Source organism: Burkholderia lata (genome assembly GCF_000012945.1).
Classification (GTDB): Bacteria; Pseudomonadota; Gammaproteobacteria; order Burkholderiales; family Burkholderiaceae; genus Burkholderia; species Burkholderia lata.
This window is the reverse complement of sequence record NC_007511.1, coordinates 1816982-1842320: the sequence shown is the minus strand read 5'-3', so window position 1 is coordinate 1842320 and position 25339 is coordinate 1816982. Positions and strand designations below refer to the sequence as shown.

Here is a 25339-nt window from a genome sequence, read left to right as displayed (position 1 = left end):
GAACCGGCCGCATTCGTCTGGCGATACATCGACGTGAGTCAACGCGTCGTGTGTCGCACGACGATGGCGTTGACCGCATGCAAAAGAGGCTCGCACGGTGCGAGCCTCTTTCCATTCAGCGCAGCAGATGGCAGCTACCTTGCCACCCGCGATGCAGCGCGATGCTCCCTACGTTCGCGAGCCACGCGTCGACCGATCGGCCCATGCCGACAGCGCGGGCCACTGCGCACAGCCGCGCCGGATGAAACCGACACCCGTACGGATCACAAGCGCGCCGATCGCGAGCGCCGCCAGATCGTCGAGACGGCCGAAGCCGACCAGTGCCGCGCTCATCGCGAGCGCCGCCAGCAGCGACGACAGCGCATCGGTCCGCACATGCCAGCCGCTCGCCTCGAGCAACGCTGAACCCGTCTCGCGCGCCTTGCGCAGCATCCAGTGCGACAGCACGGCCTTGCCGGCGAGCGTGACGGCGACGAGTGCGAGCGTCGTTGCGCCCGGCTGCACGACGGGCGGCGTCGCGAACCGGTTCGTCGCATGCCAGATCATCTGCGCGCCGGTCGCAACGAGCAACGCGCCGAGGCCCGCGAGCGCGAGCGGTTCGTAGGTCGGGCGTCGCTCCGGCGGCAGGCGCGCGTCGAGCCGGCACGCAACGAGGATCAGGGCATCGGCTGCGAGATCGATCGCCGCGTGTGCGACGTCCGCGAGCAACCCCGACGAATGCGCGGACCACGCCGCGACCGTCTCGACGACGAGCAGCAGCAGGTTGATCGCGAGACTGACGGCGAGGGCGCGGGACGTGGCCGCATAAACGTGGGGCGTGGCGCGCGACGTGCGCTGCATGGCGGATTCGTCTGTCGATAGCGTGGGTCAGACCCGAACGCTACCGGTCGACGGTGGCAGCTCCATGACAGGCGCCGGACGCGGCCCGGCCTGTCAGCGCTGGCCGTCCGCCGACGGCAGCAGCGCGGCGAAGCGATCCGCGAGTGTCGGGCGCGACCGCGCGGGCCAGATCGCGCCGAGTTCGAACAGCGGCAGCGCGGCGCCATCGCGGACGGTGCCGTAGGCGACGCCTTCGAACGCGAACGTATGGATCGACTGCGGCAGCAGCGACACGCCGCATCCGGCGGCGACGCACGAGACCACGGTGAGCGTGCGGTTCACGTCGAGCACGATGTCGACCGGGTGCCCGGCCTGCCGGAATGCGCTGAGGATGCCGGCGCGGATCAGCGGCAACTGGTCGTGCGGAAACCACACGAGGCCGGTGCCGGCGAGATCCTCCAGCGTGACCGTGCCGTCGGGCTGGCGCCGGAAATCCTTCGGCAGCACGGCGACGAGCGGATCGCGCCGGATCAGCTTCTCGCGCATTCGGCCGTTGACGGGGACCGGCGTATGCAGCAGCCCGATGTCGATCTCGCCGCGCTCGAGCGCGATCGCCTGCTCGGCATTGCTCATCTCGCGCATCACGAGTTCGACGTCGGGCGTGCTTTCGCGCAGCGCGCGGATCGCGCGCGGCAGCGTGTCGAACAGCGCGGCGCTGACGAACCCGATCGTCAGGCGCCCGGCGCGCTGCGCGCCGATCTCGCCGGCCCGGTGCGCGGCCGCGTCGAGGCGCGCGAGGCTCAGGCGCAGGTCGTCGACCATCGCGAGGCCGGCCGCCGTCAGCGTGGCCCCGCGCCGCGAGCGATCGAACAGCCGGACCCCCAGTTCCTTCTCCATCCGGTTCAGCGCCTGGCTGAGCGCCGGCTGCGCAATGCCAAGTTCGTTGGCCGCGCGCGTGAAACTGCCGGTATCGACGATCGCGAGGAAGTAGCGAACGTGCCTGATTTCCATAAGCTCACGTTATGAATAATTATTCAAAACATAGTAGCGAATTATCCCCACGCTTCATAGGATGCTCATCGAGCCACGACATCCGGCGCCCGGCGACGGAATGACCCCACGAGGAGACCCGCATTGAACTGGACCCGCGAGCTATCGACGACCGAACGGCGCACCTTGCGCGGCTGCTTTGCCGGCTGGGCACTCGACGGGCTCGACACGCAGATGTTCAGTCTCGTGATCCCCGTGCTGCTCACGACCTGGGGCATCGGCAAGGGGCAGGCCGGCCTGATCGGCGGCGCGACGCTCGTATCGGGCGCGCTCGGCGGGTTGCTGGCCGGGATGATCGCCGATCGCTACGGGCGCGTGCGGGCGCTGCAGATCACCGTGTGCTGGTTCTCGCTGTTCACGTTCCTGAGCGCGTTCGCACAGAACTTCGAGCAGTTGCTGGTGCTGAAGGCGCTGCAGGGGCTCGGGTTCGGCGGCGAGTGGACCGCCGGCGCGGTGCTGCTCGCCGAAACGGTCGGCGCGCGTCATCGCGGCAAGGCGATGGGCATCGTGCAGAGTGCCTGGGGCTTCGGCTGGGGCGGGGCCGTGCTGCTGTACATGCTGGTGTTCGCGTGGCTGCCGGCCGAATGGGCGTGGCGCGTGCTGTTCGCGATCGGCGCGCTGCCCGCACTGCTGGTGCTGTATATCCGCCGCGCGATTCCGGAGCCGCCGCGCGCGGCGACGCCGGTCGACGCATCGGCGCAGGCAACGGCGAGCGCCGACGAAGGGCCGACGATCGGCATCTTCGACCGCTCCGTGGTGCGCGCGACGGTGGTCGGCGGGCTGATTGGCGTCGGTGCGCACGGCGGCTATCACGCGATCACGATCTGGCTGCCGACCTACCTGAAGACCGAGCGCCACCTGTCGGTGCTGGGCACCGGCGCATATCTCGCGGTCGTGATCGTCGCGTTCATCTGCGGCTGCTTCCTCAGCGCGTACCTGCAGGACCGGATCGGCCGCCGTCGCAACGTGATGCTGTTCGCCGCGTGCTGCGCGGTGATGGTGAACCTGTACGTGTTCCTGCCGCTGAACGACGTCGCGATGCTGCTGCTCGGTTTCCCGCTCGGCCTGTTCTCGGCCGGCATTCCGGCGACGCTCGGCACGCTGTTCAACGAGCTTTACCCGCGCAACGTGCGCGGCCGCGGCGTCGGCTTTTGCTACAACTTCGGCCGCATCGTATCGGCCGGCTTCCCGGTGCTGGTCGGACGGATGGGCGAGTCGCTGCCGCTCGGCACGGCACTCGGCATCGACGCGGGCATCGCGTACGGGCTGGTCGTGATCGCGGTGTGGTTCCTGCCCGAAACGGGCACCCGCCGGCTGTCCGGCGCGGCGCCGGCCGGCAACGCGGATACCGAAAGCCAGCCGCGCGCCGAGGCGTCGCTGTAGGGTTCGCCGCCTCACGCCATCGAATCGCCCGGCAGTGCATCGGCCGGGCGCCGCTTGCAGACTCGTCATGGATCGTCTCGTGAATCACCTCGTCGAACAGGCTCCGGCCGCGTCGTCAGTGGACGCGTGGTATGCGGGGGACCCGGCCGTGGCCGCCATCGATGCGCATGCGCACGTGTTTGCGCGCGGCCTGCCGCTCGCACCCGTGGTCCGGCATGCGCCCGACTACGACGCGTCGCTCGACGCGTACGTCGCGCATCTCGCCGCGCACGGCATCACGCACGCGGTGCTGGTACAGCCGAGCTTCCTCGGCACCGACAACACCTACTTCGTCGACGTGCTGCGTCGCTACCCGCGCCGCTTCCGCGGTGTCGCGATGGTCGATCCGTCGATTTCGGACCGCGATCTCGATGCGCTCGACCGGGCAGGCGTGGTCGGGATGCGGCTGAACCTCGTCGGGCTGCCGATCCCGGATTTCGGCGCGCCCGACTGGCGCGCGTTGTTCGCCCGTATCAACGCGCTCGGCTGGCATGTCGAGATCCATCGCGGCATCGAGGATCTGCATGCGATCACCGCGCCGCTGCTCGCGCAGTCGTGCACGCTGGTGATCGACCATTTCGGCCGCCCGTCGCCCGCGCTCGGCGAGCGCGCGCCCAGCTTCCGCCGCCTGCTGTTGCTCGCGGATACCGGCCGCGTCTGGGTCAAGCTGTCGGCTGCCTATCGCAACAACCTGGCCGGCGACGGCGCGATCGATGCATTCGGTGCCGCGCGAGCGCTGCGCACCGCGTTCACAGCCGAGCGGCTGGTATGGGCCAGCGACTGGCCGCACACGCAGCATCGCGAGCGCGTCGATTTCGATGCGACGGTTGCGGCGCTCGAGCGCTGGCTGCCCGACCCCGGCGAGCGCCTGCGCGTGCTGCGCGATACGCCGCGAACCCTGTTTCGTTTCGACCAATGAGGCCCTGCATGTCCGATCACACCGCACTTCGTCGCGCCGGGTTCCGGCGCAGCATCGCCGCCCGCCAGGGGCTGCTCGTCGCCGGCACGTTCAATGCGCTCAGCGCCAGGGTCGCGGCCGATCTCGGCTTCGGCGCGCTGTACCTGAGCGGCGCCGGCGTCACCAACATGTCGCTCGGGTTGCCCGATCTTGGCTTCGTCGGGCTCGGCGAACTGGCCGAGCACACCGCACGCGTGCGCGATGCGGTCGAACTGCCGCTGATGGTCGATGCCGATACGGGCTTCGGCAATGCGCTGAACGTGCTGCACACCGTGCGGACGCTCGAGCGCAGCGGCGCCGACGCAATCCAGCTCGAGGATCAGGTGCTGCCGAAGAAATGCGGCCATTTCGCGGGCAAGGAAGTGATTCCGGCCGGCGAGATGGTCGGCAAGCTGAAGGCGGCCGTCGATGCGCGTGTGGACCCGAACCTGCTGATCGTCGCGCGCACCGATGCGGCTGCCGTCCACGGCATCGACGACGCGATCGAGCGTGCGCATCGCTATGCGGAAGCGGGCGCCGACGTGCTGTTCATCGAGGCGATGGACACGGCAGAGGATGTCGAGCGTTTGCCGGCGCTGTTCGATACGCCGCAACTCATCAACATCGTGATCGGCGGCAAGACGCCGACGCGCTCGCGCGACGACCTGGCGCGTCTCGGCTACGGCGTGGTGCTGTATGCGAACGCAGCACTGCAAGGCGCGGTGCACGGGATGCAGGCCGCGCTGACGGTGCTGCGCGATACGGGCCGGCTCGACGAAGACCCCGCACTCGTCGCGCCGTTCGCCGAACGGCAGCGGCTCGTCGACAAGGCCCGCTTCGACGCGCTCGACGCCCGCTATGGGGCCGACCGCGCGTAATCGCGCCGGCGCACGGGCGGCAAGGACGACCGCCCGGCACACCTTCGCCAGGACAGGAGACAACCCGTGGCAACTTCACCTAACGGAGCGGCCGGTGCGCCGCCGCGCATCGGTTCGATCGTCGGCGGCCTGGCCGGCAACCTGATCGAGTGGTACGACTTTCTCGCGTACAGCATCTTCTCGATCTATTTCGCGCCGGCGTTCTTTCCGGCCGACCGGCCGACCGTGCAGCTGATGAACACCGCAGCGATCGCGGCGGTCGGGTACATCGCGCGGCCGGCGGGGAGCTGGCTCGTCGGCCTGTATGCGGACCGGCGCGGACGCAAGGCGGCGCTGACGAAGTCGGTGCTCGCGATGTGCGCGGGATCGATGTTGATCGCCGTCACGCCCGGCTACGCGACGATCGGCGTGCTCGCGCCGGCGCTGCTGGTCACCGCGCGGCTGCTGCAGGGGCTCAGCATGGGCGGTGAATACGGCACCAGCGCAACCTACCTGAGCGAGATCGCGCCGCCGGACCGGCGCGGCTTCTACGTCGGCTTCCTGCAGGTGAGCGTGGTCGCCGGCCAGCTCGTCGCGCTCGGCCTGATGCTCGTGATGCAGCGGATCTTCGCCGGCACGCACGACCTCGAACATTGGGGCTGGCGGATTCCGTTCTTCGTCGGCGGCGTGCTCGCACTGTTCGCGCTTTACATGCGCCGCAACGTCGTGGAAAGCGACGCGTTCATCGCCAGCCGGGCGCGCGCGGCGAAGACGCGCATGACGGCCGACCTCGCGGCCCACTGGCGCGAACTGCTGCTCGCGATCGGGATCACGGTCGGCGGCACCGTGGCGTTCTACACGTACACGGTCTACATGCAGAAGTACCTCGTCAATTCGGTCGGGCTGCACAAGGAAACGGCGACCTGGATCTGCACCGCCGCGCTGCTGCTGTACATGCCGCTGCAACCGCTGTTCGGCCTCGTGTCGGACCGCGTCGGCCGCCGGCCGGTACTGCTGTGGTTCGGGATCGGCGGCACGCTGCTGTCCGTGCCGATCTTCACGACGCTCGGGCACGTGCACGAGCCGCTTGCGGCGTTCGCGCTGGTATTCGCGGGACTGGTCGTGCTGAGCGGCTTCACGTCGGTGCACATGCTGGTCAAGGCCGAGCTGTTCCCGCCGCAGATCCGCGCGCTGGCGGTCGGGCTGCCTTATGCGCTGACGACGGCGATCCTCGGCGGCACGACCGAATTCGTCGCGCTGCGGCTGAAGGCAAGTGGCAACGAGACGATGTTCTTCTGGTACGTCGCCGCGTGCGCGGCGATCTCGCTGCTCGTGTACTGGCGGATGCCGGAGACGCATCCGACAAAGCGCGAACGCGCGTCGCGGCCGGCAGTCGCCGCGCCGGCTTCGCGCTGATCCCGCACCGGTGGGTTACTGCGTCTGCTGCGCCGTGAGTGGCGCGGCGGGCGTCACGGTGCGGGCGGCAATCGCTTCCGGCGTATCGTCCGGCCAGGACGCGGCGCTCTGCATCCCGGGCGGCGGCGCCGGCAAGCCGCCGGGCATGACCGCTTCGTTGCCATCGCGGCCGCAGCCGGGCAGCCAGCCGGACACACCGAGGCTCCAGATCAGGGTTGCAAAGAGGCGCATCGTCACGCTCCGGCGCCCGGGCAGCGATAGACGCTGCCGGTCAGCGTGACGCCGGTCTGCCGCAGATAACCGCCTTCGCTACCGTCGAAACTCCCGCTCTGCACGCCGCGCTGCGTGAGCAGCACCACGACGTTGCCGCCGAGTGCGGCCGCGCGGTTCTTCAGGTCGTTGCGCGCGCCGGTTTCGAGCGTCGTGTCCGGAATGAAGCCGCCGATCAGGAAGTTGCCCTGGCTGCCCGTCACGTCACCGAGGTGACGGCAGGTGCCGCCGGGGTCGCGCATGACGATGCGCACGTCGCGGCTGGCAGCGGAAGGCTCGAGCGGCGCGCACGCTGCCAGCGCGGCAGGAAGGAACAGCAGCCAGACAGGTCTCATGTTTCCGCCGTTTCGAATGCGCGTGATCGCGCGACAGCGCCACTTTAGGGGCGCCGACGCGTCGGCACATCGGGCGAAGGTCGTGCGTTCGGGCCGCAAAGGATGCAACCAAAGTCGCAGACGGTGCGTATCGCCCAGGCGGGTTGCGCGATGCGGGAATGCAGGTTGGAGAGCGGGAAGCGCTGCCGCCAGCGAACGTCAGGCCTTCGGCGCCATCAGCCCCTCCCGCCACGCGAGCGCGACGGCCTGCGTGCGATCGGACAGATGCAGCTTCGACATCACGTTGCCGAGATGCGTCTTGACGGTTTTTTCCGTAATGCCGAGCGTCGCGGCGATGCGCGCATTGCTGCCGCCTTCTGCCAGGCAGCGCAGCACCTCCAGTTCGCGCGCGGTCAGCGCGGCGAACGGGCTGAGCGGCGGCTTGCGCAACGCGCCGATCATGCGCTGCGCGATGCCGGGGTGCAGCGTCGGTTCGCCGTGGACGGCCGCATGGATCGCCTGCAGCAGACGCTCGCCGCGCATCGATTTCAGCAGGAACGAATCGGCGCCGGCGTCGATCGCGGCGAGGGCGAGCGCATCGTCGTCCGACGACGTCAGCACCATGATGTGCGTGTCGGCGCTGGCTGCCCGGATCGCGCGAATGGCGGCGGGCACGCCCGCTTGACCCATGCCGGGCATCATCAGGTCGAGCAGCAGCACGTCGGGACGATGCGCCCGCACTTGCTCGACCGTCGAGGTTCCGTCGTCGGTTTCCGCGACGATCTCGAACGACGCATCGAGCCGCAACAGCCCGCGGATGCCTTCGCGCACGACTGCGTGGTCATCCGCAATCAGGATGGTGGTCATGCCGTCTCCATCGGATTGAAATGGACGGTCACGCGCGTGCCGTCCGCGCCCGACGCGATGTCGAGCATGCCGCCGGGCAGCGCATCCGCGCGCCAGCGCAGGTTGCCGAGACCCATGCCGACCGGCACGGCAGCCGGGTCGAAGCCGCTGCCGTCGTCGCGCACGACCCAGCGCCAGCGCGACGCCGGCGTACCGGGGGAGGCACGCACGGCGTCGCCCGGTTCGCACGCGATGTCGATGCGGCGGCAGCCGCTATGGCGCAACGCATTCGCGGCGGCCTCGTGCGTGATCATCAGCAGTTCGTGCGCGGCTGACGGGTGGGCGTCGAGTGCATGCGCGGTGCTTTCCGGCAGATCGAGCGACCAGTCGATGCCCGAGCCGGCCAGCAGGTCGTGCACCGCCTGCGAAACGGCTGCCCGCAGGCCGTCCTCAGCGATCGCGGGCAGGCTGAAGCCGGTCACCACGTTGTCGAGATCCTGCTGAAGATGATCGGCCAGGCGCCGCGCCGCACCGACGGTCGGCAACAGGTCGGGGTGGCGCTGCGCTTCGTACTCCAGCTCGGTCAGCTTGAGGCCGAGCACGAAGCTGCGCTGCTTCGCGGTGTCGTGCAGGTCGCGCGCGATCCGCGTGCGCTCGACCGACACCGCGAGCGCCTTCTGCATCCCGAACGCACGCGCGAGCGCATCGGCCATCCGGTTGAAATGCGCGGCCAGTTCGCCGAGCTCGTCGCGCGACTGGTCGGCGATCCGCGCCGACAGGTCGCCGGCCGCCCAGCGATCGGCCGCAGCCGTCATCCGCCGGACGCGCCGCACCAGCAACCAGACCAGCAGCCCCGCGAAGCTCGCGCCCATCGCGCCGAGATACAGCACGGTGCGTATCAGGTCGTACGCCGACGCATCGTCGGCGATCTCGTAGTGCAGTTGCCAGCCCGGCCAGTAATGGACGCCAATCTGCGCGATGGCGCCGCCCGCCAGCGCGACGGGCGTGACGATGGCCCAGTCGCCATCGCGGCGCAGCATCGTGTCGGGCGCGGCCAGATTGGTTGAAGCAGCAGAGAACGCGTCGGACAGCAGCGGCGACGCGGCCGGCGCGGTTGCGCATCCGGCACCGTCCGGCCGTGCAATGCGCACCTGGAGCCGACCGGCGCCGAAGAAGCCCATCATCGGCGCGAAATCCATCACGTCGCGTGCGCCGACGCGTGCGATCTGCCAGAACAGGGCGTCGGCCGCCGCGCGGCACGCAACCGGGTCACGCAGGTCGACGGTGCCGGTCGCAGCGGCCAGCGCAGGGCGGTCGAGGTTGCCGAGAAACCGGCGGATATCGCTTTCGGCATGCGCACGCCAGAGCACGCTCGTCAGCACCGACGACAGCACCATCGCCACGAACCCCACGACAATGAACGTCGGCACGAGCTTGACGAACAAGCCTCGGAAGCCGATCCGGAATGTGCGCAACGCGGGCTCCTCGTTCTTCTGTTTTCTTGACGGACGCACCGGATGGATGCCGACGACACGGCAAGGCAGCGCAACCGGCTTTCAATTGCGCAATGTTGACGGTTTTCGGACGCGGTTGCAGGGGCGTTTTCGCCGGGAGGGTGGATCGGCGCCCGCAATGGATTCAATAACAGTCCGGTCGCTTCACCAGCAGTCCGTCGGGTGTGTGCCGACCGGTATCGAGTGTCGACAGAAGCATCGTCCGCACGGGCGGCCCCTCCGGGTCGTTGTAGTGAACCATGCCATGCCTGATCCCCGTGATGACGATCACGTGACCGATTTCGTCATCGGACTCGTCAGGCCTGTCCAGGAATTTCCCCGCGGCCCAGATTGGACCGAACTCCGTCAGTACCGCGGCCAGCCACTCGGGCGTAATGACCGTCGGCTGATTGAGCGCCATGAGTCCTTCGACCGCGCACAAGTCGGGGATCCTGGACGAGGGGAGCCCCTGGTCCGCCCGCCATAGCGCCGGAATGCCCAGACGCGGCCCGGGGCGATGGAAGTACGAAACCATGCACGCCGCCGCATACCAGCACGCGTTTTTCAGGGCTTTGGAGCCTGACTTGGTCTTCTTGACGCCGCTCTGATCGACCATCGGCACGTTCAATCTGACGTCCACCATTTCGGGTCCCCAGGCAGGAGTGATCCATAAGCGTATGAAGAATCGGGCGCGAGGACAACCTCGTCGAGAGGGGCGGCATGCGCACGGATCGTGGGCGCCGATCGATTACACGCAGTACCGGAGCGATATGCGTCAATCTCGACATTATAGAAATAATGTCAAATTATTAGACTTTGAGGATTGGATATTTAACGGTTTACGTTATATTATTTACGAAATCACCGACCCAACCCCGCCATGTCCGATCTCGCTGCCGACGAATCCCGCCTGACCGCCGAAATCGAGCGTCTCAAGGCCGACTTCCCGAAAACTCGCGAGCTGTATCGCGAAGCCTGCGCACTGCTGTTCTTCCGCTTCGGCATCACGCCTACCGCGAACCGCCTGTACCAACTCGTCCGCAAGGGCAGCATGAGCACGCCGACGGCCGTCCTCGGCGAGTTCTGGGCCGAGCTGCGGGAAAAGAGTCGCGTGCGCATCGAGCATCCCGATCTGCCCGCCGATCTGCAGGCGGCCGCCGGTGAGCTGGTTGCAGCGTTATGGAGTCGGTCAAGCGCCGACGCGTCAGCCGCGCTCGACGCATTGCGCGCCGAAGTCGAAGCCGAGCGGACGGCGGCGAAGGCGGAAGTCGCGGTGCTGCAGGCCGAACTGGCTCGCACCGAAACCGCGCTGGAGCAACGCACGGCCGCCCTGCTGGCCGCGCAGGTGCGCATTCAGGAACTGGAGCAGGTGAGGGCGGCGGACGACGCATCGCGGCAAGCGCTGCAAGCGGATATCGAACGCCTCACGGCCGACAACGCGGAAGGCGACCGTGCACTCGCGCAGGCACGCGCGGATTTCACCACCCAGCTCGACCGATTGCGCGACGATGCCGGGCGGGCCGAGGAACGCTTGCGCGCGTCGGAGAAGCGGGCGCTTCAGGAGATCGATCGCGAGCGGCTCGCGGCCGCGCGGCTACAGAAGGAACTCGATGTGGTGGCATTGCGCACGGAGCAGCGCGATGCGCAGCAGCGCAAGGATGGGGCTGCGCTGCAGGCGCAGCTCGGCGACGCGCTGCACCGATGCGGCGTGCTGCAAGGGCAGCTCGACGGCGCGCAGGCGACCGATGCCGCACGGGGCAAGGAACTCGATGCGCTGCGGCGCGAAATGACAGCGCTCTCGCGCCGGTCGGCGCTGCGTGGCGCCAAGGCGGCGCCAGCCGCACAACGGGACGAGCGGAGGGCGCGCACGCGAAAGCGCGCAGACGAAGCGCCGCCGCGTTGACGGAGAAACCGCCAGCGTGCGTCAACCGAAGGCGACGCACGCCTGAAGCCTGAAGCCTGAAGCCTGAAGCCTGAAGCCTGAAGCAGGCAAGCGACCAAACCCCCGATCGCCCACCCACCTACCAATACCAATCAACTCGACACATACCGCGACGGCAACGCCGGCGCGTCCGCCGGAATCGTGACGAGCGACGTATTCAACCAGCCCTGCGGCGAGCCGTTCGACTGCGCATACGCACCGACGTAAGGCATCATCCGCGTCGTCTGATAGACCTGCGGCGTCCACCCGGCCGGCGCGAGGAAGATCGACGTCGCGCGCTTCTCGCTATACGCGGACGCACCGTACGTCGAGATATTCCACAGCGTCTGCTGATACGTCGCATAGTCGGCGTTGTGCCGCGAACCGCCCGCCTGCCAGCCCTCGAGCTGGATGAACGTGTTGTACGTGCCGGCGCCCGCGAGCAGGTTGTTCACCGTGCGTCCATACAGGAAAGACAGGATCAGCCCGCAGTTTGCCGGCGCGAAATCGCTGCCGACGCTCAGGTAATAGCGACCCGTCGTGTTCAACACCGACGCGTAGTGCGAGTTGCCGATATCGGTCGACGTCGTCAGCCCGCTCGCGCCCATGAAGCTGTCGAACGCCTGCATCGTGACGCCCGTCGGCAGGTCGCTCGTCGCGCTGATCGCGACGATATGCGAGCCGGCCGCGAGCAGCGTCAGGAACGCGGACAGCGTGCCCGCGATCCAGTTGCCCTGCGCATCGACGAACGGAAACGCGCGATAGCCCGTGAGCGCGAACACCGCCGGATCGGAGCCGGCCTGCCACGCGATCTGCGGCACCCACATCGCCAACGGGCCGGCGTTCGACGCGCTGGACACATACTGCTTCAGCGCGTCGATGAGCTGAGCATCGGCAGCGGGCAGTACGCCATAGGCCGCGCCGTTCTGCCAGCGCTGCACCCATTGCGCGACGAAGCCCGCGAGCTGGCCGCCGGTGAAGTCGGCGGGCGGCACGTAGCCGAGCGGGCCGGTACCTTGATACGCGGACTGGATTGCCGCGGCCGTGCGCACGTTGCTACCGAACATGCTGTTCGCGAAATCCTGGCAGTTGTTGGCCGGTGGCGTCGCGAGCTGCGACAGCGGGACGACCCACGCGCCGTTCGCGGTCGCGACGCCGCGATACAGCGTGAGATTCGCGACCGAGTCGTGCCCGGGAAACGTGGCGGCGTCGGCGCCCGATACGTAGCCGGCCGACGGCGTGACGCTGACGGTGGTCGGTTGCGACCCGAACGGATGCGTGTACGAAATCGCAAACGATGCGTCGCCGCCGGCAAGGCTGAACGATCCGGTGCAGTCGCCCCAGCTGTTCGACGCGCTGACGGCAGTCGATTGCCCGGTCGCGACCTGCGCTTGCGACGCCTGCGGCAGCGAGCCGCTCTGGCTCGCCGCATTGCCGTACGCGAGCGTCGTCGACGGGATCGCATTGACGACATTGATCGTGATCGAGCGGTCGGCAATGCCGTAGTTGCGGGTAGACGCATCCGCGGTGCCGGCGGCAGCGAACGACGACGCGGACGTCGGGTTGCCGTCGCCGCCGCAGGCAGCCAGCGTGCCGACGAGCGGCGACAGGGTCAGCGCGGCGCCGCGCTGGATGAAGCGCCGGCGGTGCGGCGCGGACGGGCGTTCGGGTTTCGAAGCGGTCATGGGCGTTCCTGGTCACGGGTTCGGGAGGCGACAACGACGTTCCGGCGCATTGCACACGTGTGCAATGCCGGCCGAAATGACTCGATCGCCGGCACATGCGCCGCGCGTATTTATGCGGGAAATCGATGAAACGCCCGCGACGAAACCGAGTCGTGCGTGTGACGCCACGCACGCAGCAGGGCGGGACAGGAACGAGGAATGCCGGCGCGCGGTTTGGGTACCCGGCGGGGATCGGGTAAAGTGCCGCTCAACATGCCGGTTCGAGGTTACTAGACGACCGGTCTAATCGTTGCTACCATACGCCATCATGAATGCATCTTCAGGCGCGGAAGTCCGCCAGCACATCCTGAATATCGCCAAGCCGATCATGCTCCACAAGGGGTTTTCGGCGGTCGGCCTGAACGAGATTCTCGCTGCGGCGGGCATCCCGAAGGGCTCGTTCTACCATTACTTCGGCTCGAAAGAGGCATTCGGCGAAGCGCTGCTGGAATCGTATTTCGACGGCTATCTCGAGCATCTCGACAACCTGCTCAAGCGTCAGTCCGGCACGGGCGCCGAGCGCCTGATGACGTACTGGCGCAACTGGCTGCACACGCAATGCGCGGACGATCCGGAAGGCAAGTGCCTCGCGGTGAAGCTCGGCGCGGAAGTGTCGGACCTGTCGGAAGCGATGCGCACGGTGCTGCGGCACGGCACGAGCCAGATCATCGAGCGGCTCGCGGGCGGCATCGAGGCCGGGCTGGCCGACGGTTCGCTGAGCGGGGTTGCCGATCCGTCGCATACGGCCGCGATCCTCTACGAGCTGTGGCTGGGCGCAACGCTGCTGGAAAAGATTCACCGTAACCGCAAGCCGCTCGAAAGGGCGATGGTCGAAACGCGGCGCATGCTGAACCTGCCGCCGCTCGAACCGAGCGGAGTGCAGTCGTAACCCAGGCGCGCATCGGCGCGCCTTGTTTTTACCCTCAATCTAGACGACTGGTCTACTCAACCGCGTATGACGAACGTGCCACGCCGCGTTACGCTGTCCCGATTGATTCAACCGCACGCATGCAGCCGCGCCGGCCTGAGCGCCGATGCTGCCGCCCGCGTGCGTCTCCCGCTGGTCCATCCCTGATCCGATCGTGCCCACGAAGCACGTCCATTCCTGTTGACGGAGGCTCACATGCCGCAAAGCAAGACCGCTAATCGCCAGATCATCCTGAATTCGCGCCCGGTCGGCGCGCCGACGCCGGGCAACTTCCGCACCGAATCCGGTGAGGTGCCGACGCCCGGCGCCGGCCAGGTGCTGCTGCGCACGGTCTGGTTGTCGCTCGACCCGTACATGCGCGGCCGGATGAGCGACGCACCGTCCTATGCGGCGCCGGCCGAACTCGGCCAGCCGATGGTCGGCGGCACCGTCAGCCAGGTCGTCTCGTCGAACCTGCCGGCGTTCCGCGAAGGCGACCTGGTGGTTGCAGGCGCCGGCTGGCAGGACTATGCGTTGTCCGACGGCCGCGACCTGATTCCGCTCGGCCGAAACTTCGCGCATCCGTCGTACGCACTCGGCGTGCTCGGCATGCCGGGCTTCACCGCCTATACGGGGCTGCTGAAGATCGGCGAGCCGAAGGCCGGTGAAACCGTGGTGGTCGCGGCGGCGAGCGGCGCGGTCGGCGCGGTGGTCGGCCAGATCGCCAAGCTGAAGGGCTGCCGCGTGGTCGGCGTCGCGGGCGGCGCCGACAAGTGCGCGTACGTGACCGATACGCTCGGTTTCGACGCGTGCGTCGACCACCGCGATCCGGCGTTTGCCGCGAAGCTGAAGGAAGCGTGCCCGAACGGCATCGACATCTATTTCGAGAACGTCGGCGGGGCCGTGTTCGACGCGGTGTGGCCGCTGCTCAACGACCACGCGCGCGTGCCCGTGTGCGGGATCATCGCGCATTACAACGACGCGGCCTACGACGACAAGGCCGTGTCGACCGGCCGCGACCGCGTGCCGGCACTCGTGGGCACGATCCTGCGCAAGCGCATCCGGATGCAGGGTTTCATCATCCTGGATCACTATGCAACCGGCTACGCGACGTTCATGAAGGACATGAGCGAATGGGTCGCGCAGGGCAAGGTGAAGACGCTCGAGGACGTCGTCCCCGATCTCGCCGATGCACCGGAAGCGCTGATCGGCTTGCTCGCCGGCAAGAATTTCGGCAAGGTCGTCGTACGCGTGGGCCCGGACGAACTGGCCTGACACGACGGTACCGGCTTGCAGCAACAACCGGCCGCACGCCGGCGTGACATGAAAGACATGACGCCGGCGCGCGGCTTTCCCGATTCCGTTTCGATAGGAGTGACAAGATGGCGCTTCACGTGATTGCTTCCCTGTTCCTGAAACCCGAACACGCGGAGGCCGCCGAGGCGGAACTGCGCAGCATGGTCGCGAAGACGCGCACCGAACCGGGCAACCGGCGCTACGACCTGTTCCGCGAGCAGGACGGCTCGCCGAACCTGCACCTGTACGAGATCTACGACGACCAGGCTGCGTTCGACGCACATCTCGCCAGCCCGTATTTCGGCGCATTCCGCGCGAAGTCGGCCGACTGGTTCACCGCGCCGCCGGTCATCAAGGTGCTGTCGGGCATCGACGTCGCCGAGTAATCCCGCTGTACTCCCGTCGCGGCTCGCTCCCACCCGGGCCGCACGGCACCCGCCGCACAGCGCGGCGGCAATGACAACACCGCGCGGCGCGTCGTTCGCGTCGCCTCCCCCATACACCGGCCCCGGAGGCTGAATGATCACCCTCAACATCAACGGCGAAACCCGCTCGGTCGACGCCCCCGACGACATGCCCTTGCTCTGGGTGCTGCGCGACGTCGTCGGGCTCACCGGCACGAAGTTCGGCTGCGGGATCGCCCAGTGCGGCGCGTGCACGGTGCATCTCGACGGCGTCGCCGCGCGCTCGTGCGTGCTGCCGGTCGCGGCCGTCGCGGGCCGCAAGATCACGACGATCGAAGCCGTCGGCGCGACGCCGGCCGGCCACAAGGTCCAGCAGGCGTGGCGCGAGCTCGACGTCGTCCAGTGCGGCTACTGCCAGTCGGGGCAGGTGATGGCCGCCACCGCGCTGATCGCATCGAACCCGAACCCGAGCGACGCCGACATCGACGCGGCGATGGCCGGCAACATCTGCCGCTGCGGCACGTACAACCGGATTCGCGCGGCCGTGAAGCAAGCCGCGAAGGAGGTGTGACATGTCGCGAGGACTGATCGAAGCCGGTAAGGCCGGCACAGGTGTGTCACGCCGTTCGTTCCTCAGGCTCGGCGTGTCGCTGGGCGCGGCGGCCGGCGGTGGATTGCTGCTCGGCTTCAGCCTGCCGGCCGCGGGTGACGATGCGCGCCGTTCCGTAATCGGCGGCGACGCCGCCGAACCGGCTCAACCCGGCGTGTTCGCACCGAACGCGTTCGTGCAGATCGACCGCGCCGGCAAGGTCACGCTGGTGATGCCGAAGGTCGAGATGGGGCAAGGCGTCTATACGGCGCTGCCGATGCTGATCGCGGAAGAGCTCGAAGTGCCGCTGTCGAGCGTGACGCTCGATCATGCGCCGCCGAACGAGAAGCTGTTCCTCGATCCGCTGCTCGGCGGCCAGCTCACCGGCGGCTCGACGTCGGTGCGCTATGCATGGGAACCGCTGCGCCGTGCGGGCGCGACCGCCCGGACGTTGCTGGTCGCGGCCGCCGCGAAGCAATGGAACGTCGATCCGGCCACCTGCCGCGCCGCGAACGGCGAAGTGCAGCATCCGCCGAGCGGCCGGCGCGCGTCGTACGGCCAGCTTGCCGATGCGGCGGCGAAGTTGCCGGTGCCGAAGGACGTCGCACTGAAGAAGCCGGCGGATTTCAAGCTGATCGGCACGCCTGCGAAGCGGCTCGATTCGCCGGAAAAGGTCGACGGCACGGCCCAGTTCGGGCTCGACGTGCGCCTGCCCGGCATGCTGTACGCGGTGATCGTGAACAGCCCGGTGTTCGGCGGCACGGTCGCCAGCGTCGACGACACGGCCGCGAAGAAGATTCCCGGCGTGCGCCAGGTCGTGCGCGTCGACAACGCGGTGGCGGTGGTCGGCGATCACACATGGGCCGCGAAGCGCGGCGCGTCGGCGCTGGTCGTGAAGTGGAACGAGGGCGCGGGCGCGAAGGTTTCGACGAAGGATCTGTTCGCCGATCTCGCGCAGGCGGCGGCGAACGGCAAGGGCGCGGTCGCCCGCAAGGACGGCGACGTCGACAAGGCATTCGCGAATGCGAAGACGCGCGTCGATGCCGTCTACGAACAGCCGTTGCTCGCCCACGCGACGATGGAACCGGTGAACTGTACGGTGCACGTGCGCGGCGACGGCTGCGAGATCTGGGTCGGCACGCAGGTACCGACGTTCGCGCGCGACACCGTACAGCGGCTCACGGGCCTCGCGCCGGACAAGATCGCCGTGCACAACCACCTGCTCGGCGGCGGCTTCGGCCGGCGGCTGGAGACGGACATGATTGCGCAGGCCGTGAAGGTCGGCAAACAGGTCAACGCACCGGTGAAGGTGGTCTGGACGCGCGAGGAAGACGTGCAGCACGACATGTACCGGCCGTGCTACTACGACAGGATTTCGGCCGGCCTCGACGCGAACGGCAAGCCGGTCGCGTGGCAGCACCGGATCGTCGGCTCGTCGATCATGGCGCGCTTTGCGCCGCCGGCGTTCCAGCACGGCGTCGATCCCGATGCGGTCGAGGTCGCGGCCGAACTGCCGTACGACCTGCCGAACCAGCTGGTCGACTACGTGCGCCAGGAGCCGCGCCACGTGCCGACCGCGTTCTGGCGCGGCGTCGGCCCGACGCGCGGCACGTTCGTGGTCGAGAGCTTCATCGACGAACTGGCCGCTCAGACCAAGACCGACCCGGTGCAATATCGCCGCGCGCTGCTCGGCAAGACGCCGCGCGCGCTCAACGTGCTCGACGTCGCGACGAAGGCGGCCGGCTGGGGCGGCCCGGCGCTGCCGACGGGGCAAGGGCGCGGCGTTTCGGTGATGCACGCGTTCGGCAGCTTCTTCTCGATCGTCGTCGACGTCGCGGTGGACAACGGCGAGGTGCAGGTGAAGCGTGTCGTGTGCGCGGTCGATTGCGGGATGGTTGTCAATCCGAACACGATCGAGGCGCAGGTGCAGGGCGGCATCATCTTCGGGATCACGGGCGCGCTGTACGGCGAGATCACGATCGAGGACGGCCGCGTCGTGCAGAGCAACTTCACCGACTACCGGATGCTGCGGATCAACGAGACGCCGCCGATCGAGGTGCATCTCGTGAAAAGCGGTGAAGCGCCGGGCGGGATCGGCGAGCCGGGCACGGCCGCGACGGCCGCGGCGGTGTCGAACGCGATCTTCGCGGCGACCGGCAAGCGGCTGCGCAAGCTGCCCGTCGGCGACCAACTGAAGACGGCTTGAGGGGAGGCGACGACCATGCGAAACCTCACCCTGAAGATGCTCGGCACGTCGTTGCTCGCCGTGTCGGCGTTGCTGGCCGGCACGGCCGCCCATGCCGCGCAGACGGCGCCGGCCGACAGCGCACTCGTCGCGCGCGGCGCGTATCTCGCGAAAGCGGGCGACTGCGTCGCGTGCCACACCGCGCCACGCGGCACGCCGTTCGCCGGCGGCCTGAAGATGGTCACGCCGATGGGCGCGATCTACACGACCAACATCACGCCCGATCCGGAGACGGGCATCGGCGGCTATACCGAAGCCGACTTCGCCAGCGCGCTGCGCAAAGGCGTCGCGAAGGACGGTCACAACCTGTATCCGGCGATGCCGTACCCGTCGTACGCGAAGCTGAAGGACGACGACGTGAAGGCGCTGTACGCGTACTTCATGCACGGCGTCGAACCGGTGAAGCAGGCGAACCGGCCGTCCGACATCCCGTGGCCGCTCAACATGCGCTGGCCGCTCGCGTTGTGGAACATGGTGTTCCTCGACACGACGCCCTATGCCGACAAGCCGGCCAAGGACGCGATGTGGAACCGCGGCGCGTATCTCGTGCAGGGGCTCGGGCACTGCGGGTCGTGCCATACGCCGCGCGGCGTCGGCTTCCAGGAGAAGGCGCTCGACGAAGGCGGCGCGGCGTTCCTGTCGGGCGCGCCGATCGACAACTGGTTCGCGTCGAACCTGACCGGCGAGCCCAACACGGGGCTCGGTCGCTGGAACGAGGCCGAGGTCGCGCAGTTCCTGAAGACCGGCGCAAACCGCCACGCGACCGCGTTCGGCTCGATGGTCAGCGTGATCAACCACAGCACGCAGGCGCTCTCCGACGACGATCTGGCGGCGATTTCCCGCTACCTGAAATCGCTGCCGGCGGCGGGCGGCACGGGCGCGCCGCCGTACAGCTATGATCCGAAGGCGACGCAGGCAGTACTGGGCCGGCCGGCAGCCGATCCGGGCGCGAAGGTGTATAACGCTTACTGCCTGCATTGCCACGGCGCGGACGGGCGCGGCTACGCGCCGCTGCTCGCACCGCTCGCCGGCAATCCGAACGTGCTCGAAGCCGATGCCGCGTCGCTGATCAACGTGACGCTGAACGGCAGCGAGACGCTCGTGATCGACGGCGTGCCGTCGGCGTATCCGATGCCGGCGTTCTCGAACCAGTTGAACGACCGGCAGATCGCCGACGTGCTGACGTTCATGCGCGCCGGCTGGAACAACGGTGCGCCGGCCGTGCAGGCGGCGGACGTCGCGAAACTCCGCAAGGCGACGGCGGCCGCGCGCTGAGCGCGGCCCCATGCGGAACGATGGCGGGCCGGTGTGCCCGCCGTCACTGCCGCCGGGTGCGTACCAGCCCCGGCGGCCTGGCTTTTTCTGTCAACCGGCGCGCGGCCGTTCGCGGCAGCGCGCGTTTTTCGACGCAATGTAGGGGTGTCTGGATGGCTAACGTGACTTATACGGATACGCAACTGCTGATCGACGGCGAGTGGGTCGACGCCGCGAGCGGCAAGACGATCGACGTCGTGAACCCGGCGACCGGCAAGCCGATCGGCAAGGTGGCCCACGCGGGCATCGCCGATCTCGATCGTGCGCTCGCCGCCGCGCAACGCGGCTTCGACGCATGGCGCAAGGTGCCCGCACACGAGCGCGCGGCGACGATGCGCAAGGCGGCCGCGCTGGTGCGCGAACGCGCCGACGCGATCGCGCAGCTGATGACGCAGGAGCAGGGCAAGCCGCTCACCGAAGCACGCGTCGAAGTGCTGTCGGCGGCGGACATCATCGAATGGTTCGCGGACGAAGGCCGCCGCGTGTACGGCCGGATCGTGCCGCCGCGCAACCTCGGTGCGCAGCAGACCGTCGTGAAGGAGCCGGTCGGCCCGGTCGCCGCGTTCACGCCGTGGAATTTCCCGGTCAACCAGGTCGTGCGCAAGCTGAGCGCCGCACTGGCAACCGGCTGCTCGTTCCTCGTGAAAGCGCCGGAAGAAACTCCCGCGTCGCCGGCCGCGCTGCTGCGCGCCTTCGTCGACGCGGGCGTGCCGGCCGGCGTGATCGGCCTCGTGTACGGCGATCCGGCTGAAATCTCGTCGTACCTGATTCCGCACCCGGTGATCCGCAAGGTCACGTTCACGGGGTCGACGCCGGTCGGCAAGCAACTCGCCGCGATGGCGGGCCTGCACATGAAGCGCGCGACGATGGAACTGGGCGGCCATGCGCCGGTGATCGTGGCCGAGGACGCCGACGTCGCGCTCGCGGTGAAGGCCGCCGGCGGCGCGAAGTTCCGCAATGCAGGTCAGGTCTGCATTTCGCCGACGCGCTTCCTCGTCCACAACAGCATCCGCGACGAATTCACGCGTGCGCTGGTCAAGCATGCCGAAGGGCTGAAGGTCGGCAACGGCCTCGAGGAAGGCACGGCGCTCGGCGCGCTCGCGAACCCGCGACGCCTCACCGCGATGGCGTCGGTCGTCGACAACGCACGCAAGGTCGGTGCGCGCATCGAAACCGGCGGCGAGCGGATCGGCACGGAAGGCAACTTCTTCGCGCCGACCGTGATCGCGGACGTGCCGCTCGAAGCGGATGTGTTCAACAACGAGCCGTTCGGTCCGGTCGCAGCGATTCGCGGTTTCGACAAGCTCGACGACGCGATCGCCGAAGCGAACCGTTTGCCGTTCGGCCTGGCCGGCTACGCGTTCACGCGTTCGTTCGCGAACGTGCACCTGCTCACGCAGCGCCTCGAAGTCGGGATGCTGTGGATCAACCAGCCGGCCACGCCGTGGCCGGAAATGCCGTTCGGCGGCGTGAAGGACTCGGGCTACGGGTCGGAAGGCGGCCCGGAAGCGCTCGAGCCGTACCTCGTCACGAAGTCGGTGACGGTGATGGCCGTCTGACGGTCGTCGATCGATCGCGTGCGCGGCGCTGTCGGCGTCGCGCGGGCGGTCGGCGCAGGCCGGGCGGGACGCCCGGTCTTTCGCCGGTTTTCCTGCCAGCCGGACATTCGAACGGCAACCACCCGGGTATTTCAATACGCGTGTCACTGCGGATCGATTGTTTCGATTCCGTCACCGGTAACGACCCACGCCATGCCGCGATCCTCGGTGAATCGACGCCGGCACCCGGTGCCGGCACGAGCGGAACACGATTCCTGCGACACCGCTCGGGTCACGTCGTCGGCAACCTGGCAAGTACGGACTGCACCTCGTACCCGGATGTCACACTTTTTGGTATAGGTTATTCAGAAGAAACCATAACAACCGGTGCGTCAGCGTCGGCCTAACCTGAGAGGAAACGGATGCATCCGCGGTCGGCAGCGCCGTACTACGTTGTGCTGGCGGGGACCTTGATAGCGTGCGCGCTAATGGGCCTCTGCATATTGCAGTTGTTTCAGAGCCGTCACGACGCGCTCGATCGCGCGCGCGACACGTCGCGGAATCTGGCGCTCGTCGCCGAGCGCGACATCGAGCGCAATATCGAGTTGTACGGCCTGTCGCTGGAAGCGGTGATTCAGGGCCTGCAGCGGCCGGACGTCATGGCAGCCTCGCCGGCGTTGCGGCGCGGCATCCTGTTCGATCACGCGATGACGGCGAAATTTCTCGGCTCGATGCTCGTGCTGGATTCGGCCGGCAACATCATCCTGGATTCGGCGAACGATGTGCCGCGACAGGGCAATTTCGGCGATCGCAAGTACTTTACGGTTCACCGGGACAATCCGGACGCCGGGCTTTACATCAGCGATCCCTACGCGTCCCGCCTGCGCGGTGGCTCGCTCAGCGTGGCGCTGACGCGCCGCGTGTCGAATCCGGACGGCTCGTTCGGCGGCATCGTGATGATCGCGGTCAACCTCGAGTATTTCCACACGCTGTTCGCCGGCCTCGCGCTGGGCTCGCACGGCGCGATATCGCTGGTCGGCACGGACGGCATCATGTTCATGCGCCAGCCGTACGACGTGCACACCATCGGCCGCGACATCAGCAAGGCGGCGACGTTTCGGCACTTCCTGACCGCGCCGGAAGGCTCGTTCCTCGATACCTCGACGATCGACAACGTGCGCCGCCTGTACTACTTCAAGACGCTGCCGCACCTGCCGCTGATCATCATGGTCGCCGAGGCGGAGCAGGACATCTACGCCGCGTGGCGGCACCGGGCGATCACGATCGGCGCGCTGGTGGCGACCTTCGGCGCGGCGTTCATCGTGCTGTCCTTCATGCTGGGCACCCAGTTGCGGCGCCGGATGCGGGCCGAATCCGAGCTGGTGATGCTCGCGCGCACCGACGGCCTCACCGGGCTCAACAATCGCCGCTCGTTCGGCGAAGTGCTGGACCTCGAATGGCGCCGTGCACGCCGTGCCCGCTCGGTATTCTCGCTGCTGTTCGTCGACGTCGACCGCTTCAAGGCCTTCAACGACACGTATGGTCACCAGGCCGGCGACGACGCGCTGACGGCGGTTGCGCGGTGCATCGGCGACAACATCCGGCGCCCCGCGGACACCGCGGCCCGCTATGGCGGCGAGGAGTTCGTCGTGATCCTGCCCGATACGCCGGCCACGGGGGCGACGGAGATCGCCGAGCGGATTCGCGCGGCCATCGACGGGCTGGCGATCGAACATGCGGAAAGCGAATTCGGGCGCGTCACCGCGAGCATCGGCGTGGCAAGCTGGGCGCCCGAGCAGGAAGGGGAAGTCGAGTCGGTGATCAAGGCGGCCGACGAGGCGTTGTACCACGCGAAGGAAACCGGGCGAAACAAGGTTGCCTCGCATGAAACGGACACCTGACACCGCCGCCGGCACGCATCGCCCATTGCCGATGACGGGCGTGCCGTCCGACGCTCAATGCCGGCCGCTGCCGCGGTAGCTTTCCACTTCCGCGTCGTACGCGGCCAGGAACGCCTTGCCGAACACCGACGCGAAATCGTCTTCGATCGCGAACACCGTGTCGCGATGGGTCGCCGCGTAGCGATCCCACATCCTCGCCTTGTACAGCACGGGCACGCGCTTCTCGTACCAGCGCATCGCGTCGTCGCGCTCGCGCAGGCGTTGCGGTGAAAAGCGCGTCAGCAGGTCCATCAACGCGGCGCGCATGCCGGCGACCATGCCGATCTGGTGCGCGTGCAGATCCTGGAACGCGTCGCTCACCGCGCTCTGCGGCGACATGAAGCCCGGCAGCGGCAGCCCGAACATCTGCCGCAGCACGGCGCCGCCGTCCGGCAGCAGCTTCAGCGGGTTGTTCTCGCGATCGAGCAGCATCGTCATGTGCGCCTTGACCTCGCGCTTCAGGATGCTGCGCGACGACAGCAGCTCGACCGTGCCGTTCGCGAACAGCGCCAGCAACTGGCCCGCGATGTACAGCTGTTCGGCCGACCACTGATGCGACTCGGCGGCCGTATCGAGCCCCGCGCCTTCGAAGAACGCGCTCAGCAGCTCATCGGGCGTCGGCGCGCGCGGCGCATGCGGCGCCGGTTCGTCGGCCGGCTGCGCATCGGCGGCGCGCGCGGCGGCTGGCTGCACACGCACGTGCTGCGTCCACTCGGGCGCATGGTCGGCCTGGGTCGTGGACGACGCTTCGCGACTGGCGCTGCCACGATCGACTTGCGACGCCGTGCCCGACGTGCCCGACGTACCGATATCGCCCGACGACTGCGCGAACAGGTCGAGCGGATCGATCGACAACTGGTTCAAGTCGCGCTGCGAGGGTGAGGGCGGGACGGTCTGCGCTGCGCGGTTCGCCGGCTGGGCGGCGTCCGCACGTGCGGGGCCACCTGGCCGTGTGCCGGTGTCCGCCGCCTTGCCGCGCGGCGCGAGACGATCCTGGAGTAGCCCCCACAGCCGGTTGCCGGCGCCTTTCGTATCGATCCGCGAAGCCGATGCTTGTGCGGGGGCCGCTGACGCGTGTGCCTGCGGCTGCGGATCGGCGTGCGCGCCGGTACCGGTCGCCATGTCGATGACCGGTGCCTGGTCGCCATCGCCGCCGTCGTCACGTTCGGCGCGCAGCACGTACGGCCCGATGCGGATGATGTCGCCGGTGTTGAGCGGGCGCTCCTGCGCATAGCCGACCGGCTCGCGGTTCACCTCGATCGTCGATACGCTGCTCAGGTTCTTTAGCAGGCACGCGTCGTCGCCGACCTGCAGCAGCGCCTGCAGCCGCGAAATCTGCCGTGTGTCGTCGCGCAACACGAGATGGTTGTCGCTGGCCCGGCCGATGGTGCCGCCCGGCGGATGAAACACGACGGCGTCGTAGGAGTCGTTTTCGACCGGCTCGCCGGCATGTTCGATCACGATCAGTTGCATGTCATACGTCGCTCGGTGAAGCGCTCGCGTGGCAGCCGGTTCGTTCAGGATGACGACGCATGCCTGCGGCGCGCGAATTCGAACGCGGGCCCCCAGATCGGATGCCCCTTCTCGGCAGGGGACAAGTCGAAGCGCGGGTTGAGGTCGAGAATTTTCGAGAACTCGGCGCGGCACGGCGTGATGCGGTTCGTCACGCAGTAGCTGAACGCGAGGAGCTTGTGCGCGGCCACCTGCGTGTCGGTGTCGGCGCCGTCGATCTCCTTCGCATGGCTCAGCAGCGCGATCGTGCGCCCGTAGTCGCCGCTGTCGTACGCGGCGCGCGCGCTATCGACCGTCGCGCGTGCAGCCGACTGTGTCGGGGACGTACTGCACCCGCCGGCCCCCAGCAACAATGCGCCGAGGAAAAGAACGAGCGATGAACGACCTTTCATTATTGAAATTAAAGATTGGCGGAATTGGAAGGTGGCACACAAGCGCTGTTGGATTCTAGTGCCAATCATCGGCACAGAACCGGCTGTTACGTTTTGTTTCATTTCGCCAATCCGTTTCCACCTGAATACAGAA

General features: G+C 68.1%; 23 protein-coding genes. 13 read left to right on the top strand and 10 right to left on the bottom strand.

From position 1 onward, the window contains the following. Positions 1-168 precede the first annotated feature (168 nt). Complete coding sequence (locus tag BCEP18194_RS30865; protein WP_011355221.1) at positions 169-840, bottom strand: cation diffusion facilitator family transporter; 672 nt, start codon at positions 838-840, stop codon at positions 169-171. A 93-nt stretch (positions 841-933) separates the two neighbouring features. Further along, entirely contained in the window at positions 934-1830 is an 897-nt protein-coding gene (locus tag BCEP18194_RS30860; RefSeq protein ID WP_011355220.1) for a LysR family transcriptional regulator, read from the bottom strand. A 123-nt stretch (positions 1831-1953) separates the two neighbouring features. Between BCEP18194_RS30860 and BCEP18194_RS30855 the strand changes: the two genes are divergently transcribed. The 4 genes from BCEP18194_RS30855 (at position 1954) to BCEP18194_RS30840 (ending at position 6501) form a co-directional block, all read left to right on the top strand. Next, positions 1954-3252 (top strand): MFS transporter, encoded by a 1299-nt coding sequence (locus tag BCEP18194_RS30855; RefSeq protein WP_011355219.1) that lies wholly within the window; start codon positions 1954-1956, stop codon positions 3250-3252. Positions 3253-3319: 67 nt separating this feature from the next. After that, positions 3320-4210, top strand: coding sequence for an amidohydrolase family protein (locus BCEP18194_RS30850; RefSeq protein WP_011355218.1), 891 nt, complete (start codon positions 3320-3322; stop codon positions 4208-4210). Positions 4211-4218: 8 nt separating this feature from the next. Then, positions 4219-5106, top strand: a complete 888-nt coding sequence (locus tag BCEP18194_RS30845) for an isocitrate lyase/PEP mutase family protein (protein WP_011355217.1) — start codon at positions 4219-4221, stop codon at positions 5104-5106. Between the two features lie 66 nt (positions 5107-5172). After that, positions 5173-6501, top strand: a complete 1329-nt coding sequence (locus tag BCEP18194_RS30840; RefSeq protein WP_011355216.1) for an MFS transporter — start codon at positions 5173-5175, stop codon at positions 6499-6501. Positions 6502-6516: 15 nt separating this feature from the next. Here BCEP18194_RS30840 and BCEP18194_RS30835 read toward each other — a convergent pair whose 3' ends face one another. The 5 genes from BCEP18194_RS30835 to BCEP18194_RS30815 all read right to left on the bottom strand — a co-directional run bounded on the left by BCEP18194_RS30835 (position 6517) and on the right by BCEP18194_RS30815 (position 10067). Further along, the gene (locus BCEP18194_RS30835) at positions 6517-6732 is read right to left on the bottom strand and encodes a hypothetical protein (protein WP_041493307.1); all 216 of its coding nucleotides are present in this window, start codon (positions 6730-6732) and stop codon (positions 6517-6519) included. Between the two features lie 2 nt (positions 6733-6734). Beyond that, positions 6735-7106, bottom strand: a complete 372-nt coding sequence (locus tag BCEP18194_RS30830) for a DUF4156 domain-containing protein (RefSeq protein ID WP_011355215.1) — start codon at positions 7104-7106, stop codon at positions 6735-6737. A 198-nt stretch (positions 7107-7304) separates the two neighbouring features. Beyond that, a complete protein-coding gene (locus tag BCEP18194_RS30825) occupies positions 7305-7952 on the bottom strand; it encodes a response regulator transcription factor (protein WP_011355214.1) in 648 nt (215 codons plus the stop codon). Next, positions 7949-9406, bottom strand: a complete 1458-nt coding sequence (locus BCEP18194_RS30820; protein ID WP_011355213.1) for a HAMP domain-containing protein — start codon at positions 9404-9406, stop codon at positions 7949-7951. The genes BCEP18194_RS30825 and BCEP18194_RS30820 overlap by 4 nt, the downstream gene beginning before the upstream one ends. Positions 9407-9569: 163 nt before the next feature. Continuing rightward, positions 9570-10067, bottom strand: a complete 498-nt coding sequence (locus BCEP18194_RS30815) for a papain-like cysteine protease family protein (protein ID WP_011355212.1) — start codon at positions 10065-10067, stop codon at positions 9570-9572. 237 nt (positions 10068-10304) lie between these two features. On the opposite strand from BCEP18194_RS30815, the gene BCEP18194_RS30810 reads away from it, so the two are divergent. Beyond that, positions 10305-11327 (top strand): DNA-binding protein, encoded by a 1023-nt coding sequence (locus BCEP18194_RS30810; RefSeq protein WP_011355211.1) that lies wholly within the window; start codon positions 10305-10307, stop codon positions 11325-11327. Between the two features lie 131 nt (positions 11328-11458). On the opposite strand, the gene BCEP18194_RS30805 is transcribed toward BCEP18194_RS30810, so the two are convergent. Beyond that, on the bottom strand, positions 11459-13030 hold the full coding sequence (locus BCEP18194_RS30805) for a hypothetical protein (RefSeq protein WP_011355210.1): 1572 nt from the start codon (positions 13028-13030) through the stop codon (positions 11459-11461). Between the two features lie 307 nt (positions 13031-13337). Between BCEP18194_RS30805 and BCEP18194_RS30800 the strand changes: the two genes are divergently transcribed. The 8 genes from BCEP18194_RS30800 (at position 13338) to BCEP18194_RS30765 (ending at position 23263) form a co-directional block, all read left to right on the top strand. Beyond that, positions 13338-13958, top strand: a complete 621-nt coding sequence (locus BCEP18194_RS30800) for a TetR/AcrR family transcriptional regulator (protein WP_011355209.1) — start codon at positions 13338-13340, stop codon at positions 13956-13958. Between the two features lie 234 nt (positions 13959-14192). Further along, complete coding sequence (locus tag BCEP18194_RS30795; RefSeq protein ID WP_011355208.1) at positions 14193-15251, top strand: NADP-dependent oxidoreductase; 1059 nt, start codon at positions 14193-14195, stop codon at positions 15249-15251. 107 nt (positions 15252-15358) lie between these two features. Then, on the top strand, positions 15359-15658 hold the full coding sequence (locus BCEP18194_RS30790; protein ID WP_011355207.1) for a putative quinol monooxygenase: 300 nt from the start codon (positions 15359-15361) through the stop codon (positions 15656-15658). A gap of 133 nt (positions 15659-15791) precedes the next feature. Continuing rightward, a complete protein-coding gene (locus BCEP18194_RS30785) occupies positions 15792-16247 on the top strand; it encodes a (2Fe-2S)-binding protein (protein ID WP_011355206.1) in 456 nt (151 codons plus the stop codon). A 1-nt stretch (position 16248) separates the two neighbouring features. Next, on the top strand, positions 16249-18471 hold the full coding sequence (locus tag BCEP18194_RS30780) for a xanthine dehydrogenase family protein molybdopterin-binding subunit (RefSeq protein WP_011355205.1): 2223 nt from the start codon (positions 16249-16251) through the stop codon (positions 18469-18471). A 15-nt stretch (positions 18472-18486) separates the two neighbouring features. After that, on the top strand, positions 18487-19785 hold the full coding sequence (locus BCEP18194_RS30775) for a c-type cytochrome (RefSeq protein ID WP_011355204.1): 1299 nt from the start codon (positions 18487-18489) through the stop codon (positions 19783-19785). A 152-nt stretch (positions 19786-19937) separates the two neighbouring features. Beyond that, positions 19938-21383 carry an NAD-dependent succinate-semialdehyde dehydrogenase gene (locus BCEP18194_RS30770; protein ID WP_011355203.1) on the top strand — a complete coding sequence of 482 codons (1446 nt, stop codon included), beginning with the start codon at positions 19938-19940 and terminating at the stop codon, positions 21381-21383. Between the two features lie 401 nt (positions 21384-21784). Beyond that, a complete protein-coding gene (locus BCEP18194_RS30765) occupies positions 21785-23263 on the top strand; it encodes a sensor domain-containing diguanylate cyclase (RefSeq protein ID WP_011355201.1) in 1479 nt (492 codons plus the stop codon). A gap of 54 nt (positions 23264-23317) precedes the next feature. On the opposite strand, the gene tagH is transcribed toward BCEP18194_RS30765, so the two are convergent. Next, on the bottom strand, positions 23318-24775 hold the full coding sequence (gene tagH, locus BCEP18194_RS30760; RefSeq protein ID WP_011355200.1) for a type VI secretion system-associated FHA domain protein TagH: 1458 nt from the start codon (positions 24773-24775) through the stop codon (positions 23318-23320). A 44-nt stretch (positions 24776-24819) separates the two neighbouring features. After that, a complete protein-coding gene (locus tag BCEP18194_RS30755) occupies positions 24820-25206 on the bottom strand; it encodes a TssQ family T6SS-associated lipoprotein (RefSeq protein WP_027791608.1) in 387 nt (128 codons plus the stop codon). Positions 25207-25339: the final 133 nt, after the last annotated feature.

What these genes read in the sequence shown, in the direction of transcription:
- BCEP18194_RS30865 (WP_011355221.1), bottom strand. Translation starts at nt 840, where the DNA reads ATGCAGCGCACGTCGCGCGCCACGCCCCACGTTTATGCGGCCACGTCC.
- BCEP18194_RS30860 (WP_011355220.1), bottom strand. Translation starts at nt 1,830, where the DNA reads ATGGAAATCAGGCACGTTCGCTACTTCCTCGCGATCGTCGATACCGGC.
- BCEP18194_RS30850 (WP_011355218.1), top strand. Translation starts at nt 3,320, where the DNA reads ATGGATCGTCTCGTGAATCACCTCGTCGAACAGGCTCCGGCCGCGTCG.
- BCEP18194_RS30845 (WP_011355217.1), top strand. Translation starts at nt 4,219, where the DNA reads ATGTCCGATCACACCGCACTTCGTCGCGCCGGGTTCCGGCGCAGCATC.
- BCEP18194_RS30835 (WP_041493307.1), bottom strand. Translation starts at nt 6,732, where the DNA reads ATGCGCCTCTTTGCAACCCTGATCTGGAGCCTCGGTGTGTCCGGCTGG.
- BCEP18194_RS30830 (WP_011355215.1), bottom strand. Translation starts at nt 7,106, where the DNA reads ATGAGACCTGTCTGGCTGCTGTTCCTTCCTGCCGCGCTGGCAGCGTGC.
- BCEP18194_RS30825 (WP_011355214.1), bottom strand. Translation starts at nt 7,952, where the DNA reads ATGACCACCATCCTGATTGCGGATGACCACGCAGTCGTGCGCGAAGGC.
- BCEP18194_RS30815 (WP_011355212.1), bottom strand. Translation starts at nt 10,067, where the DNA reads ATGGTGGACGTCAGATTGAACGTGCCGATGGTCGATCAGAGCGGCGTC.
- BCEP18194_RS30810 (WP_011355211.1), top strand. Translation starts at nt 10,305, where the DNA reads ATGTCCGATCTCGCTGCCGACGAATCCCGCCTGACCGCCGAAATCGAG.
- BCEP18194_RS30805 (WP_011355210.1), bottom strand. Translation starts at nt 13,030, where the DNA reads ATGACCGCTTCGAAACCCGAACGCCCGTCCGCGCCGCACCGCCGGCGC.
- BCEP18194_RS30800 (WP_011355209.1), top strand. Translation starts at nt 13,338, where the DNA reads ATGAATGCATCTTCAGGCGCGGAAGTCCGCCAGCACATCCTGAATATC.
- BCEP18194_RS30795 (WP_011355208.1), top strand. Translation starts at nt 14,193, where the DNA reads ATGCCGCAAAGCAAGACCGCTAATCGCCAGATCATCCTGAATTCGCGC.
- BCEP18194_RS30790 (WP_011355207.1), top strand. Translation starts at nt 15,359, where the DNA reads ATGGCGCTTCACGTGATTGCTTCCCTGTTCCTGAAACCCGAACACGCG.
- BCEP18194_RS30785 (WP_011355206.1), top strand. Translation starts at nt 15,792, where the DNA reads ATGATCACCCTCAACATCAACGGCGAAACCCGCTCGGTCGACGCCCCC.
- BCEP18194_RS30780 (WP_011355205.1), top strand. Translation starts at nt 16,249, where the DNA reads ATGTCGCGAGGACTGATCGAAGCCGGTAAGGCCGGCACAGGTGTGTCA.
- BCEP18194_RS30775 (WP_011355204.1), top strand. Translation starts at nt 18,487, where the DNA reads ATGCGAAACCTCACCCTGAAGATGCTCGGCACGTCGTTGCTCGCCGTG.
- BCEP18194_RS30770 (WP_011355203.1), top strand. Translation starts at nt 19,938, where the DNA reads ATGGCTAACGTGACTTATACGGATACGCAACTGCTGATCGACGGCGAG.
- BCEP18194_RS30765 (WP_011355201.1), top strand. Translation starts at nt 21,785, where the DNA reads ATGCATCCGCGGTCGGCAGCGCCGTACTACGTTGTGCTGGCGGGGACC.
- tagH (WP_011355200.1), bottom strand. Translation starts at nt 24,775, where the DNA reads ATGCAACTGATCGTGATCGAACATGCCGGCGAGCCGGTCGAAAACGAC.
- BCEP18194_RS30755 (WP_027791608.1), bottom strand. Translation starts at nt 25,206, where the DNA reads ATGAAAGGTCGTTCATCGCTCGTTCTTTTCCTCGGCGCATTGTTGCTG.